Origin of the sequence: Mesorhizobium sp. WSM4935, from assembly GCF_029625735.1 — a bacterium.
Taxonomy (GTDB): Bacteria; Pseudomonadota; Alphaproteobacteria; order Rhizobiales; family Rhizobiaceae; genus Mesorhizobium.
Window position 1 is genome coordinate 190,154 of the sequence record NZ_JARTVR010000003.1, and the last position, 15,107, is coordinate 205,260.

General features: G+C 63.0%; 11 protein-coding genes. 4 read left to right on the top strand and 7 right to left on the bottom strand.

Going from position 1 to position 15,107, the window contains the following annotated elements; translation table 11 throughout:
• The first annotated feature begins 51 nt into the window (after nucleotides 1-51).
• On the top strand, nucleotides 52-2,733 hold the full coding sequence (locus P9273_RS08975) for a PD-(D/E)XK nuclease family protein (protein WP_278048579.1): 2,682 nt from the start codon (nucleotides 52-54) through the stop codon (nucleotides 2,731-2,733).
• A complete protein-coding gene (locus tag P9273_RS08980) occupies nucleotides 2,730-6,014 on the top strand; it encodes a UvrD-helicase domain-containing protein (RefSeq protein WP_278048580.1) in 3,285 nt (1,094 codons plus the stop codon). Before P9273_RS08975 ends, P9273_RS08980 begins: the two co-directional genes overlap by 4 nt.
• A 10-nt stretch (nucleotides 6,015-6,024) precedes the next feature.
• Here P9273_RS08980 and scpB read toward each other — a convergent pair whose 3' ends face one another.
• The 4 genes from scpB to P9273_RS09000 all read right to left on the bottom strand — a co-directional run bounded on the left by scpB (nucleotide 6,025) and on the right by P9273_RS09000 (nucleotide 10,135).
• Nucleotides 6,025-6,723 (bottom strand): SMC-Scp complex subunit ScpB, encoded by a 699-nt coding sequence (scpB, locus tag P9273_RS08985; RefSeq protein WP_278048581.1) that lies wholly within the window; start codon nucleotides 6,721-6,723, stop codon nucleotides 6,025-6,027.
• 2 nt (nucleotides 6,724-6,725) lie between these two features.
• Nucleotides 6,726-7,547, bottom strand: a complete 822-nt coding sequence (locus P9273_RS08990) for a DUF1403 family protein (RefSeq protein WP_442920200.1) — start codon at nucleotides 7,545-7,547, stop codon at nucleotides 6,726-6,728.
• Nucleotides 7,548-7,786: 239 nt separating this feature from the next.
• The gene (locus P9273_RS08995) at nucleotides 7,787-9,187 is read right to left on the bottom strand and encodes a hypothetical protein (protein ID WP_278048583.1); all 1,401 of its coding nucleotides are present in this window, start codon (nucleotides 9,185-9,187) and stop codon (nucleotides 7,787-7,789) included.
• Nucleotides 9,188-9,343: 156 nt separating this feature from the next.
• Nucleotides 9,344-10,135, bottom strand: a complete 792-nt coding sequence (locus P9273_RS09000; protein ID WP_278048584.1) for a helix-turn-helix domain-containing protein — start codon at nucleotides 10,133-10,135, stop codon at nucleotides 9,344-9,346.
• 372 nt (nucleotides 10,136-10,507) lie between these two features.
• On the opposite strand from P9273_RS09000, the gene P9273_RS09005 reads away from it, so the two are divergent.
• On the top strand, nucleotides 10,508-11,482 hold the full coding sequence (locus P9273_RS09005; RefSeq protein WP_278048585.1) for a class I SAM-dependent methyltransferase: 975 nt from the start codon (nucleotides 10,508-10,510) through the stop codon (nucleotides 11,480-11,482).
• 81 nt (nucleotides 11,483-11,563) lie between these two features.
• A complete protein-coding gene (locus tag P9273_RS09010) occupies nucleotides 11,564-12,499 on the top strand; it encodes a LysR family transcriptional regulator (RefSeq protein WP_278049013.1) in 936 nt (311 codons plus the stop codon).
• 22 nt (nucleotides 12,500-12,521) lie between these two features.
• On the opposite strand, the gene P9273_RS09015 is transcribed toward P9273_RS09010, so the two are convergent.
• From P9273_RS09015 to trbG, 3 genes are read right to left on the bottom strand one after another with little or no spacing between them, the layout of a single operon-like run.
• Nucleotides 12,522-12,746: a DUF2274 domain-containing protein gene (locus P9273_RS09015; protein WP_278048587.1), complete on the bottom strand. Its 225-nt coding sequence runs from the start codon at nucleotides 12,744-12,746 to the stop codon at nucleotides 12,522-12,524.
• A gap of 1 nt (nucleotide 12,747) precedes the next feature.
• The gene (locus tag P9273_RS09020; RefSeq protein ID WP_278048588.1) at nucleotides 12,748-14,022 is read right to left on the bottom strand and encodes a TrbI/VirB10 family protein; all 1,275 of its coding nucleotides are present in this window, start codon (nucleotides 14,020-14,022) and stop codon (nucleotides 12,748-12,750) included.
• A complete protein-coding gene (trbG, locus tag P9273_RS09025; protein WP_278049014.1) occupies nucleotides 14,019-15,092 on the bottom strand; it encodes a P-type conjugative transfer protein TrbG in 1,074 nt (357 codons plus the stop codon). Before trbG ends, P9273_RS09020 begins: the two co-directional genes overlap by 4 nt.
• Nucleotides 15,093-15,107 lie beyond the last annotated feature (15 nt).

Here is a 15,107-nt window from a genome sequence, read left to right on the forward strand (position 1 = left end):
AAGCTTTTTGTTTGCGGGAGCTTCAATAGCCGGAGATTTTGAGCGATCACAGTGCTCGGTTGGAACAACGACGAAAAAACAATGCCCTGTCGGTCCACTTACGTCGTCGATAGCATGTTGGCCCTTCGCATCGCCCGCGTCGCTGCGGCGCGAGAGGGAGCGATCGGTCGTGAGATCGTGACCCTGCCTTTGCTTGCAGCGCGTTTGGTCGGCGGCTTCGCCACGCCGGCCAGCACGGACGTCCTCTATCCGGCCATCCAGGCGGCGCTCACGTCCGAGAGCTTTGGCGACATCGGAACGGTCGCCAGGCTGCCAGGGATGCCACGTGCCGTTCTCCATGCTTTGGATAGCGCCTGGCGGGCGGATCTCGATCTATCCACAATGGCGGGCGAGGCGCCGCGATTCGGTGACCTTCATCGCATCGAGACCTACGTTCGCGATCACATCCCACCCGCGCATTTGCTGCCGCGCGATCTTCGTGATGCAGCCAACAGACGGATCGATCGTGCGCATAGCCTGCTGGGTCCGGTCACGCTTTCAGGAGTGGTGAACGTCGATCCGCTTTGGAGGCCTCTTATCAATGCGCTCGCTCGCGTCACTGATCTCACCTGGGAACTGCCGGCGCCTGTCGAGCACGCGTGGTTTAGAGGGCCGATCCAAAGAAGGGCGGCGACTACTCCGGTCCGTGCATCCGCGGAGGCGAGCGCGGACCCGAAGTCGGAGGTTATCGAGGCGCTGCGCTGGACCAGGCAGTTGCTTGCGACCGGAAAGGTACAAGCGCAGGACATCGCGATAGCTGCGACTTCGACACAGGATTGGGACGATCATTTTCTGGCTTATGCGATAAGCACCGGGTTGCCGTTGCATTTCTCTCATGGGGTGCCCGCTTTGAGCACGCCGGAGGGCCAAGCCTGTGCAGCGTTGGCCGATATCCTTGGGAGTGGTCTCAGTCAAGAACGCGTCTGGCGCTTGATCCGGCGCCTGCCGGCGCGCCCATTCGCCGGCTTGCTTCCACCGGACTGGTTCGCCGCAATTCCGCGCAGCGCGGGCTTGCGCAGCCTCGACCAGTGGCGAGCTGTGCTGGCGGCGGCCAGGCCGCAGCGTGCCGACGATGAGCTGGCCGAGCGGATTTTGCTTCCCATTCTAGAGCTTCTCGCGCGTGGAGCAGAGATGGCCGGAGAGGCTGGCACGCGGTTGCTGAGCGGCGCAAGCCTGGCGATGTGGGAGGAGGCGTTGCAAAGCGCGCCCGCCCAAGCCATCGGCCTGTCGTTGCAAGCTTTGCGTGTCGCCGATCAGCTTGACCCAGGCAATAGTGTCGTCTGGTGCCCCGCATCGCAACTGGCCGCCTGTCCGCGGCCGTTCACCCGCCTGCTCGGCCTCACCAGCCGATCCTGGCCGCGTTCGGAAAACGACGACCCGCTGCTGCCGCACCATTTGCTCGACCGCCGCAGGCTTCATCCCGTGGGGGTCGCCGAGCGCGACCGGCGCCATTTCGAAATTATTCGGGCGCATACCAAGGAAGAACTCGTTCTGTCGCGCTCGCTGCGCAACGCCAAGGGCGGCGTTCTGTCACCCAGTTCCCTCTGGCCCTCCGACGAGATCGTTCACAAGCGCGATCGGATCCCGGAGCACGCTTTCAGCGAAGCGGACAGGCTGTTGGCAAGACCCCGCGATGCCGGCCAACTGGCCCGTGTTCGCCAAAGCCAGCTTTGCTGGCGCAACTGGCAACGGCCTTCGATATTGACGCCGCATGACGGCCTTTCGGGAGCCAATCATCCGGCGATTGAGAGAGCTTTGACGCGGGTTCAGTCGACGACATCGCTCCAGAGGCTGTTGCGAGATCCGCTCGGGTTCGTCTGGCGTTACGCTCTGGGCTGGCGCTCTGTTCGGTTCCAATCCGACCCGCTGCAGCTCGGTGCGGCCTCATTTGGCGAACTGGTTCATGAACTGATCAGCGGCGCGATCGCGGCGCTCGAGCCGACGCCGGGATTTGCGCGCGCCAGCGCCGGTGAGATTGAAGCCGCGATCGCCGATGCGTCGACGGCCATCCTGCACGCATGGCCACTCCAGCGGTCAGTTCCGCCTCCACTCCTGTGGCGCCATACGGTGAATGAAGCTGCACGCCGCACGGCCAAAGGTCTCGCGGCCGACGATCAGGTCAGGTCCGACACGCGTAGCTGGACGGAGGTTCCCTTCGGCCAGGAAGATGCCGCGGAGGAAGAAGCGCCGTGGGACACGACGGTCGCGGTGCCGATCGAGAAAACCGGTCTGGTGTTCGGCGGCCGCATCGATCGGCTCGATATTCGCGCCACGGGCGATGGCGCGCGCATCACCGACTACAAGAGCGCCAAGCCGCCTCCAAAGCATCAGCGCATCGCGTTGGGCCAGGGGCGAGAGCTGCAACGCGTGCTTTATGCGATCGCGGCCCGCGCGCTGCTGCCTGAAGTCAGGACCGTGGTGGCGCGCCTGGTCTATCTCGCCGACAACCCCATAACTTTCGAACTGAAGGGGGACGAGCTCGACAGCGCGGTGGGCGAGGCGGTGGGCTATCTATCGGCGGCCATGACGATCCTGCGCAGCGGCCGGATTGCGCCGCGTTGGGAGCAGGACATCGATTATGACGATATGCGTCTTGCCCTTCCCGCCGATCGTGAAAGCTATCTGCGCCGAAAGGCCGCCGAATTCCGAGCGGCCAACCAGGCGCTCAACAGGCTGTGGAACGCCTCGACATGACGCTCGTCGACCAGGAGGCCCGATGCCGGGCCATGACCGATTTCTCCTCGATCCTATTGGTGGAGGCAGCCGCGGGAACCGGCAAGACCTCCCTTATGGCCGGCCGCGTGGCGATGATGCTCGCATCCGGCCATCACCCGGGTGACATCGCGGCAATCACGTTCACCGAACTCGCGGCGAGCGAGCTCGCGCGCCGGATCAGGGAGACGATCGACACGCTGCTGGCGGGCGATGTTCCTGCTTTTCTGAAGTCCGTTCTTCCACATGGCCTTTCGGAGCAGCAGCGCGATGCGCTTGCCGCCGCCTCTCCTCGCCTGGATGAGGTGACGGCGACGACCATTCATGGATTTTGCCAGGCGATCATCCGCAGCCATGGCGTGCAAGCTGGACTCGACCCCGGCGCCCGCGTGGCCGATGCCACAGTCGCCGACAATCTGTTCATGGCCGAGCTGTCGGCTTGGTTTTCGCGTCGACTCGCAGCCGACGCGGCGGAAGGCGACCCGATCGTGGTTCTTGCCGAGGAAATCCCCCTTCAGGTCGTCGACCTCATTCGGGAACTCGCGAGCCTTCGGCGCAAGCACCCCGATGCCCAACCGATTTCTCCCTCGCCCGACGCACGACCCGACATCGATTTCGTCCAAGCGGTGGATGATTTCGACCGCTGGCATGCGAGCGTCGGGCCCGACAAATGGCTTTCCGACATAGCGCACGAATTGCGCCGGCTCGCGGAGCGCTATCTGAGTTGTCTTGCAAGCGAAGCGGATTTCCGAGCCCTGTGGCGGCTTTGCGATCCGGGAACCGGCCGTCTCTTCGAGCGCAAGGGCCTGCAGCTGAAAACCTACGATGAGGCTGCTCGGGGCTTCGGCGCTCACCGCAACGATGCCGGTCCCGGTGACGGCCGTACGCTCTATGAAAACGTCGTCCTCGCCTGGAACGAGCTCGTAGGCAATATCGCCAGCACGCTCGTCTGCTCGTTGTCGGCCTCGCTCGACCAACTGCTCGAAAGCTATCAGGCACGAAAGCGGGCTGCTGCTGTCCTGGATTTCGATGACCTCCTGATCCACGTTCGGTCGCTGATCCGCGACCACGAAGAGGTGCGTCAGGCCATCGGCCAGCGCTATCGCTATATCCTGGTTGATGAGTTCCAGGATACGGACGGCATCCAGAACGAGATTTTGTTCTCGATCGCCGCGACTGAAACTCGACTCGCGCGATGGGAGGAATCAGAGCTGCGGCCCGGCGCGCTCTTCCTCGTCGGCGATCCGAAACAGGCGATCTATCGTTTTCGCGGCGCCGACATCGAAGCCTACGAGCTGTGTCGCCGGCTGATCGACAGCCAGGATCGTGGGGTGGTGCTCGAGATCACGGCCAATTTTCGATCGCTGAGCCCGATCATCGAGCATGTGAACGCCTGCTTCGAGCCGGTCTTTGCCAAGCCCGCGCAGCCAAGATATGTCCCGCTCGCCCCGACGCTGTTCGAGCCATCACACCCGCTTCCCTGCGTGGCACGCTTCTCCGTCGAAATTGCGCAAGAGGGGCGGATCTACGCGGAAACGTTTCGGGAAGCCGAAGCCGAGCGGGTTGCCGAAATCTGCGCCAGCTTGATCGGCAACGTGTCGATCAAGCGCGCCGACAAGAAATGCACGCCGCTCCGGGCCGGCGACATCGCGCTGCTTTCGCCGGGACACACGGAGCTGTGGCGCTACGAACGGGCGCTCGAGCAGCGCGGGCTGGCGGTATCCTCGCAAGCCGGCCAGACTCTGATGCGGCGGCAGGAAACGCAGGACATTCTGGCGTTGCTGCGGGTCCTGGCGGACTCCTCCGACACGCTGGCCTTTGGCGCGCTGATGCGAGGGCCGCTGGTCAGCCTGAGCGAACAGGAACTGCTGGACATCACCTCAGCCCTTGTCGAGCAAGACGACGGCAAACGCTTTTTCACTGTGCGGACGGATCCCGAGCTCGTGCAGCATGCTGTCGCCAGAGATATTCTCGTCGAGTTGCAGCGGCTTCGTCGGCGCGCCTCAATCGTGACCCCAAGCCTGATTTTGGCGGAAGCCATCGAACGCCTGAACGTTCGCGTCATCATGGCAGCGCGACATCGCAACAGAAATGCCCGCGCGCTCGTCAACCTCGACGCGTTGATTGAGAGAGCGCGCGGCTACTCGATCGCTGGCCTGCGCGCTTTCGTTCGCGATCTGCAGGACGATTGGGAGCGCAAGGCCCGGGCGCAGGAAGGACGCATCGATGCTGCCGAGGATGCCGTCGAGATCGTGACCATTCACAGCGCCAAGGGGTTGGAGTGGCCAATCGTCATTCCGGTCAATTCGACGACCGAGCTCTACCGGCCGGATCAGTTCGTGCATCGGCAGTCCGACAATAGCTTGCACTGGATGCTGGGGGGCGTCGCGCCGCCGGAGCTGGCTGCAGCGCGCGCCGCGGAAAGCCTCGAGGATGCCAATCAACGTGAGCGTATCTGGTACGTGGCGTGCACACGCGCACGGGATCTCCTGATCCTCCCCCACATCCCTCAGGCGTCCAAAGACTCCTGGTTCAGCTCGATAGATCTGCGTCAGCGCGACATTCCCGAGCTCGACCTCTCTTCCTTCGCACAGCGGGAGCCACCGGTACCGGCATCTGTGCCGAACGAGCAGTCTTCCGACATTTTTGCCGCCGAGCAGCTGTGCGTGGAGGAAAGCGCGCCGCCGATCGTATGGCGCCGGCCCAGCCAACACGATGCCGATCGGCTCGGCGACCCTCTCGAGGGCGTCGTAACTTCGGAGAGCCACATTGAGCATTTCGAGGTGGTCGGTGCCGGAGCCCGCCGCGGCGTCATCCTTCACAAGCTGATGGAAGAGCTTCTTACCGGCGAGCTCGCGGAAGAACTCGACCCAAGCGTTAACCGCGCTCGCGAACTGCTCAATCAATTGGTGACCGACGCAAATGACGATGAACCTCAGCCTGATCCCCATGAGATGGGAGCAGCGGCGCTCCGCGGGCTAGCTTTGCCGCACATTCCTGAACTGCGGCCTCACCTCGTGCCCGAGATGGCAATCTGGGGCCGCGATCAGGTGAGCCTTATTGGCGGACGGGCCGACGCCTTGGCGATCATCGAAGACCGTGTCAACGCTGTCATCGATTGGAAGTCCGACGTCCATCCCACACCTGCTGCGCGCGAAGCACATGTGCAGCAGCTGCGTGACTACCTGGCCGCGACCGGCGCCATGCGTGGCGCAATCGTCTATCTGACGAGCGGCGAGATCGCGTGGATTGTCCCGCCTTGATGCGGATCATTCATTCGTCGAGCGCGACGCTGCCGCCATCATCGCCGATATCTACTAACCCTCGGATGATGTCACCAGCGAGCAGCCTTTCCTTCGACAACAGCCCGGCGTCCTCGAGCGCCTCGAAATCCGGCAGCTGACGCAGCGTGTCGAGCCCGAACTGCGACAGGAAATTTTTGGTCGTCACATAGGTGTAAGGCGCGCCCGGCTGCGGGCTGCGCGGCCCCGAGGCGATGAGCTCCTGCGCGCGCAGCACGCCGATCAGATCGCGCGACACCTCCTTGCCGAAAAAGCTCGACAGCTCGCCACGCGTGATCGGCTGGAAATAGGCGATGCACATCAGTACAAGCGCCTCCGACTGGGACAGCTCTTTTGTCCCCTGCCCCACGGCCGTCCCGAAGGCGGTGTGGATGACGTCGCCAAAGACCTTCTTGGTCCGGTGCTGCCAACCGCCGGCGACCGACACCAGTTCGTAGGGGCGGCCGGCGAGCTCGGCGCGGATGTCGTCGACGACCAGGTCGAGATTGCAATTTTTTCCCACCACTCGCGCCAGCACGTCGCGCGGCACTGGTTCGCTGGCGGCAAAGATCACCGCTTCGACGCGACCCATCCATTCACGCCAGCGCAATTCGGGCGGCAGGTGATCGAGCTCGGTGTCGAGCAGCGCCGGCTGATCGTTCGGATTACGGCGGGCGGATGCTTGGCTCATCGCTACAGCCCAAACAGCCGGAAGCTGGTACGGCCCGACAGCTCGCGCACCGCCTCGAGCTGCTGCAAGCGTTCGAACAGACGTCGCGCCGCAAAGCGCGACAGGTTCTTCGTCACCAGCGATCCGGCGACAGCATCTTCATTGAGCAGCAAAAAAATCACGTCGCCGGCGCCTTTCGCGCGCAGCTTTGGCGCCACCGACAGGAGTTTTTCGGCGCGGCGCGACAGCTCGCTGGCCAGCCGGCAGGCCTCGACCGCTCCCTGAACCAGCGCAACGCAGACCGCCCGCTCAAAACCTTTTTCGCCCGGTCGGATGCGCTTGCCGCCGGCATCTGTGCTGAAGGCACGGCCAAAAGCCTGCGCCATCAGGAGCGGCAGCGGCCGTGGCCAGCGCAGGCTTTGCGCCAGCACCAGGTCGGCCAGCCACCAGCCAAAAAGCTCGGCATCGGGCCGCATGGCGACGACGTGAGCGGCGATTGCGGCGGCGGCGAATGGCGCCGGCCGCTGCGACCCCGCCACGTCTTCGATCTGCGTGCAGCGGTCGGCGAGCGCCTCGTCGTCCCAGGCGAGCCCGAGCATCGCGGCCACTTTTGCCAGCCGATCGGCGCTGACCGCCGGCAGCTGCAGCGCCAGCTGGCGCAAGGCGCCAAAAATGGCGCCGGCGGGACCGGGATCGGCGCAGACCGGGCGAAGCTGCCAAGTGTTGCGCAAGGCGGCTTCATCATCGGTTCGGCGGGCGAGCCGCATGCTGGCGGCGGCACATTTGAGCGGGCGTGTTGAGCGAAGCCCGGGCCGCCTCGGCCCGGAAGGCTGGGTCACCGTCACTCGGCGCGCGAGCCCTTGCGAGCGCCCAGCGCGGTACGGTCGGCGGCGCGGGGGCTGGCGGTCGCGCGATCGGGGCGGATTCCATGGTTGGAAGTAAATCGGCCGTGCGCTCTTGGCGATCATTTTCGGGGCAAAGTGCACAGCCTGTCGCGGAGATAAAACGAATGACAATGTGGCTGTATCAGTCCTTTAGACTGTCTTTCTGCTATGACGCGCTAACTTCAGATCTCAAAAGGCGGTCAGGACAGGGCCCATTGTTCATCGGCAGTCGTGATCACGCCCCGCTCCAATCGTCTATGAAGCTCCAGCCACGACGGGTCGTTCACCAAGCCCATCAAACTGCCACATACCTCCGCCAGGGGAGTTGCGCCAAGCCGCTCCACAACAGAGTGGGCATTTCCGATCGGGTCATTCAGAAATCGCTCGAACGGGTCATCGTTGCACTCGATTACCCGGTGTCCCCAAGCGCCCGAAACCTCGTCGGCCGCGAGAGCTTGCCGAAGCTCGGGAGCGATGCCCGTAACATCGAGCGCCCTGTAAACCACATGGCGCATCAAAGGATAGAAGACTGGTTGGTGGCTGCCTCCGAGGACCCGCACCCCGGGTAGCATGGACACGACCAACATGGCGGTGAAAAAATTTGGAATGAGGGTACGGTCCGACAGCCGCGCCACAATGTCTGCAGGCTTGAAGCCGGCTACTTTCACGCCGCTTGACGGATCGATCAAATCGCCCGCGGCAAGTCGCAGCGGAAGACGCTTGCCATTATGGTAGAACCAGAAGAAATCGGTAGACCGCGTGACCCACCCGCTCCAGGGGCCGATGGCCAGCCGGTCGATTTCCGCAAGGATATTCAAAGCGAGCGCCGGCTCTTCCAGCAGCGACGTGCTAAGCCAGGAACCTGCGTCTGACAGATGGTCCGCCACCAGATCCGCGATATCCTCGTCATCGAGCTGCAGAAAGGCGAAACGGCTTCCGAAGAGTCTTGGCCAAAGCGCCTGATTGGCAGCCTTGATCGCATGCGCAGGCCGCTGAAATGGCGTGCTCGGCAAGAGATCGCGCAGTTGCGCCAACACATAGCCTCGCGCTTCTGCATCCGCAGGCGCCATTTCAAACCCATAGGATCCAGGGCCGCTCAAGAGGTTGTAGCCGACCATCTGGCTTCGGCTGAGGCCGAAGACGTTGATGGGTCTGCCGTCAACGGTGAGCCAGCCTGGTCCTTTGCGTGATCTTTCAACGAGGCTCACCGTTGAAACCGCATAGGACACATAGGTGGAGCAGCCATGCGCGCCGAGACCAAGCATACTGAAGATGTGCGTGTAGTATGCTTCGGGATCGACGAGCAGAAGCAAATGTGGCCCCGTCTGCAAGACGCGCCGCCGGTGCAGATCGCGGCACATCTCCGCGGCTGTGCGGGCGGAAAGCCCCCACCGCGTCGCCGCTTTTCTGATGATGCTCAGTAGCTTGTCGAGGGCCTGACTTCGGACCTCCGGTATTGACCCCAAAGCTGGAGCCTCGAAAAGGCGAGACGCGTAGTCGCGCACCGGCCGGGAGCGAAATGGCCTCATCCAGGGATAAAGCGCCTCCAGCGCCTCGAGGACCGCCGATTTCGCATCTATGTCTGCGGCTAGCTCGTCCACCTCACCATCCGCCCTCTTCTTCCCGTGCGCTGGCGACCGACGTCAATGTCAGCGCCTCGCCAACGCCAATCGCACACGCATATCATCCGACGCCAAACCATGCTTTGCGGCTGCGTTGCGATTTTCAAATAGTTGCTGGCGATGGACATCGGCGGCCTAGATTCTGCATCTGCGGCGGAATTCCGTGGGCGACACGCCGAACGCTTGGCGAAAGGCAATCGCAAAATGACTCGAGCTTCCGAACCCGCACTCCAACGCGATCTCGGTTGCCGATAAACTGGTCGATCGCAACATGCCGGAGGACTTCTCCAGGCGGCGCTCCGCGATGAATGCATGCGGGGTCTTGCCTGTCGACTGCTTGAACGCCCTGCAAAAATGGAACCTGCTGACGCCAAGCTCCTGCGCCAGGGCCGAAAGCGTAAGGGTTTGGCCCGACAGCGAGCCTATCATCTCCATGGCACGCTTAAGGTCGAATGGAGACAGACCGCCTTTCATCGGTTCATGATAGGCGCCGTTCAGCCTGACCATCTGCACGAGCAGTTGCTTGGCCTGGCTCTCAACCATCGCCGCGCTGAACGGATCAGGTTGCTTGAGCTCGACCGCGATCCTCTGCAACGCCATTTCAACGAGACCGTCTCGAAATCCGATAGAAGGCGATAAAACCGTTCGGCGATGTCGCGGCCCTTCCCCGAACATCTCTTCCGCGAACTCCTGCTCAATCGAGACCAGCAGGAAGGAAGCTGTTTCGTCGCCCTCGTCCCAACCGGTCCAGTGATTGCCCGCGGGCACAAAGACGATCGAGCCGGCACGTCGCGGCGAAAAGGAAATCCGGCGCCCGTCGACAAAGTCCTCGCCGCTGCGCGCCGTGCCGTGAAGGTTCATCAGGAACACATGGCCCGGACAAAAGATCTTTGTCTCTTGCCGCTTGAGGCCGGTCCTTTTGACCATGTCGACTCGCACCTGGCCCCAGCATTCATACCGGTGCACAAGCGTGCGGTGCTGCGAAGGACGCATGTCGTTCGGATCAAATCCAAGACTACGCACGACTCGAAGCAGTTCCCGTACTTACGTCACGTCAGTTCTGTTGTTTTGCCGAACCTCCGGTTGCCAAACAAATCACAAATAACTCAGGATTGGTAGAAGATGTGGCTTTATCGAAAAAACCGCAATCAATGGAAAGCTCTCACTCCCTAGCCTTCCTACGACTTGCCTCAGTCAATGCCCGCCCGTCAGAATATTAGACTATTCTTAAACTCTGTCGGTACCGCTCCCAGGCGCATTGGCACCTCACCATCTCGATGGGTGCAGAGGCATACTGCGATGCGCGGACTCGATGACTTCCTGGCTGAATGCGACCACGCCCCACGCATCAACGAACTTGCCGGCTTCTTTGCCGCGACAGCCGCAGGCAAGAACGGGGTTCCTCTGCGCAAACCCGTGGTCGACGATCGCCTGCTGCCGCGCGACCAACTTCTGCGCGACCTGGTCGGCCTGCACGCAGCGCGGCAAGGCTTTTTCGACCAGCATTACCACGGCAGCATTCCTTACAGGTTGGAGGAAGAGTGCCGGATGGCCTATGCGGTCCTAAAGTACGCACGTGATCGTGACCGGCCGCTCTCGCTGTACAGCCTTGGAACGGCGGAAGGCACAATGGCAAGGACGCTGTCGGAGCTGTCCGAGGGGCAGATACGCACCTTGTCGTGCAGCCCGAACCCGGAGAACTACGAGTGCTTCATGGCGTATGGCGCGCCGGCGCATGCCGACTTCTTTATCGGCCCCTTCCACAGGCTGACCAAAGACGTTCTCGCCTCCACTCCGCGACTGGCAGATTTCAGCTCCGGCTTCGATATCATCCTGGAAGATACGACCTTTCAGATGTACTCACCAAACCGGCCAGACCAGATCGAGTTCGTGAGCCAGCACCTCAAGCAGGACGGGATCTTCGTCTTCGTCGAGAAGTTCCGGGCGACTGACGACACCGACTACAGGCTGCGTGAATACCAGAAGGATTTCGGCTTCAAGGCGCGCTATTTCCCTCCCGAGGAGATCGAGAAGAAGAAGGCCGCCGTCCTGAATACGATGTTTGGCAATGAGGTGACCGTGGCGGACATGGGGGAGGCTATACACCAGCATTTCAGGCACTGCGCACTGACATGGAACAGCGGGAATTTCTACTGCCTTGCAGCGAGCAACAGCGAGGAAAACCTGAACCGTTATGTTTCCAAGATGGCCGCCCCGGCCATTCCACACGAATATGTCTACGAAACCAGCGTGCATGGCGGCTCGTCGGATTGACGCTCCCACAGCGTCGAGCCGGCTGGCCCACGGAAACTCTGTCCACGAGTTGTCCGAGTCTTGAGACAGGCCGGCAACACTTTGCGCCGACTGGACCATGTGTTCGCAGCTGTCGACCATGGCAGCCTCAGACAGGCGGCAAGAGCTCTCAGGGTGCGGGAATCCTCCGTCAGCCGCAACATCGTCGCCATGGAGCAGGTGCTCAACATGCAGCTGTTCGATCGCGACGTGCATGGCGTGCGGCTGACGGAAGCAGGTCGCGCCTGGACGGACCGCGTGCGGGTTCACTACGAAGGCTTACAGGATGCGCTGGCCGGCGGTGATCGCCGCACTCAGGATGCCAGGACGATCCGGATCGGATTGTGCGCCCAGATGGGGCGCGCGTTCGTGGCCCGACTCGTCGAGCGATTCCACCATCTTCACCCCGACGTGAATGTCGCCATTGAGGATGTTGCACATGAACAGTGCCTGGCGGCGATACGCCGGCGGCGCCTCGACATCGTCTTTGCGCACGGTCTTCAGAACACCGCCTCATGCCGAAGCGAAATATTCGCCCAGGAACGGTTGTTCGTTCTCCTTCCCCGGGGCCATCCACTCGCGGATAGGTCTGCCGTGAGTTGGCAAGATCTTGCAGGTGCCAGTCTCCTGGTTTCGGCTCCATCGCAGGGGGACCTCACCCTACTGGGGCATCTCGCTGCCAATGGAGGGCCTATCCCCCAGATATGTCGCGCCAGCGAAGCAACGGTCATCCTCAAGGTCCAGCTCGGCCACGGCGTCACCCTGGCGGGTGAAGGCTTCGCCAGGGCAGTCGCCGTGGAGTCTGCCATTTGGAAACCCATGAAAGGCCCCGACAGCAGCAGGCCCATACAGGCGATGTGGCTGGAATCGAACCCCAAACGCGGGCTCCTGCGGCTCGTGGGGATCGCACGGAACATGACGTCGGCAAAGCCGCGCCAGTCTGTCATGAACGGAAGCCTGAGATCGGCGCCGCCAATCGCAAGTCGGCCATGCCAATGAGACATGACTGAACGCGCGACGCTCACCCCCTCGCCGACCGCCTGGCGCTGACAAAGCCGCGATCGGTCGCAATGAACCGCTCGAGCATCGCAACAATCAGCCTTGGTGGATCGGCGGGCAGTTGTCCCGCCTCGTGGCCGAGGATCTCGGCATAAGCGATCAGGTCGCGATGCAGTGCGGCCGGGAGCTCCACCGTCACCTTTACAGGTTTGTCATCGGCGATCGGCCCAAGTTTCAATTTTGCCATTTCAATCTCCATAAGGTTCGAGCACGAGATCGCGCGTGACGATGACGCGCACCGGAAAACCAGGCCGGATGGTGAGCGTCGGCGCTATGTTTAGCTGCCGCTGGACGATCTGCTGGCCGGTCTGGCTGATGCTGTCGGAGGTGCCTTGGCGCAGAGCGCGCACGATATCGCTCTCCTCGCCCGAGGAGCCGGCCTGGGCGCCGATACTGAGAACCGTGGAGAGCGCCGCCGCCTTGAACAGCTCGCCCCAATGGTAGTTCACGCCATCCTCCAGACCGGCATAGCCTTCGGCGTCGGCACCCGGCTCACGTTCCAGGACGATTGAGCGCCCGTCAGGAAAGATCATCCTGGTCCACACCAGCAAGACGCGTCGCTGGCCGAAGCCGACGCCATTGTCGTACTGGCCTATGAGCCGCGTCCCCTGCGGAACAAGGAGTATCCGTCCGGTGGGGCTGTCATAGATATTCTCTGTCACCTGGGCGGTGATCTGGCCTGGCAGGTCGGAGCGGATGCCCGTAATGAGGGCGGCGGCGATCACAGCACCGGCCTGAAGGACGTTTTTCGACGCCGGCGCTTCCAAGCGATCCGGCGAGACGGTGCGCTTGTCGGGAGGCTGATCGAGAAAGGCGCGCTGCCGGTCCTGCGCCGATGGCGTTGCGGGCTGCGGCGCGAGACCAAGGCTGGCGAGATCGGGCTGAGCCCTTGGGCTCGCACCGGTCTCTGCTACAACCGGGCCGCTGGCGGGCCGCATCTGGGTGGATGCAAAAAGCCGCGCGGTCCTGGCTGCCTCCAGCTCCTGCTGCCTTCGTTGCTCCTCCGGGTCGGGCCCGGGGGCTTGCGGAGGCGCCACGAGACCGGCATTGCGTCCGTTGAGGATCGGCCGGCCGAGATCGCCAGGAAGCGGCGGACCGAGCTTCGGAACGCCCGCGTAGTCCTTTGGAAGGGAGGAGAGTCCGTCCGCGGTCTGGCGATTGTCTGTCGAATAGAGTTCCTGGCCCTGGTGCTCTTGTCGGTTCTGGAGCGCGTAGATCAGCGCCCCGCCGATAGTGAGGCTCGCGCCCAATCCCAATCCTGCCAGAACCTTGCGTGACAGGCGCGTCACGCGCGGCGGCTCGGCGCGCAGCCGCATGGCCGCGGCCGGCTCGTGGGTGAAGCGGCGATGGTCATCGTGGCCTGGCGACTCTGGCCATTCGTTCTCATCGGCCGGGCGTTTCGATCGGGCATCGTTCTCCGCGCCCTGGGCTTGATCGCTGAAGGGGTCGAATTTGTCGGTCACGAGGCCGGCCCTCCGCCTCGGGTGCTGGTCGAACGCCAGGATTCGCCGGAAGCTCGCATCCAGGACACTGCGCCGGTGCGTCGCCCATCGGTTCGAGAAACACGGACCCGGGTCTGGCTCTTGCCGGCGCCGAAGCGCAGCTCGGCGGCGGCAAACAGCCGATCGACAATCATGTAGTTGCCGCGCACGCGATAGTTCACCAGCTCGGACGTGTCACCTTGCGGTCCCACGACGAAGAGCGGCGGCATCTCGCCTTGCCCAATGCCGCGCGGGAACTCGATGAACACCTGCCTGCCGTCGTCGAAGGCGCGTAGCGGCCGCCATGGCGCGCGATCGCCGGTCACCTCGTAGCGGAAATTGACGCGGGACAGGTCGATCCCCGTCGACACCGGCTGCGTGGCCTCAGCCTCTTGGTTCTGGCGGCGCAGAGCGATGAGCTGGTCCTGCGGATACTGCCAGGAGACCGAGGCCATATAGGTCGAGGGAGTCGAGCGCAGTTCCATGTGATAGGTGCGCCGGTCGGTATTGATGACGAGGTTGGTGAGAAGGTCGGCGCGGGTAGGCTTCACCAGGATGTGGACCTGCTTGGTCGGGCCGGAGCCGCTCTCCGTATCGCCGATGATCCAGCGCACGGTGTCGCCGGCTGCGACCGGACCGGAGCCGACGAGCTGCTCGCCTGCCTGAAGCGCGATGTCGGTTATCTGCCCGGGCGAGGCATAGACCTGGTAGAGCGCGCCCTCGACGAACGGATAGACCTGCATCGAGTTGATGAAGCCGTCACGGACCGGCTGGACACGTGCCGCCTGATTGGCAAGATTCACGCGGGCTGCGGGATCGCTTGGCTCCGCCTCTGGCTTCGCGCTCTTGCCGACCGGCTTCAATTGGCCGGGAAGCGGCAATGGCTTCGCAAGCGCCACCACCTTGACTGGGGACGGCGGATCGACCGCTCGCAAGGCAGGGGCCGGATCGTCATAGGAGATCTCCGGCGGCTTCTGCCGGGTGGCACATCCCACGAGCGCCGAAGTGCCAAGCAGAAATGCCGGCAACGCTATCTTGCTCAAGGCAGGCATCGCGCGGCAAAGGAA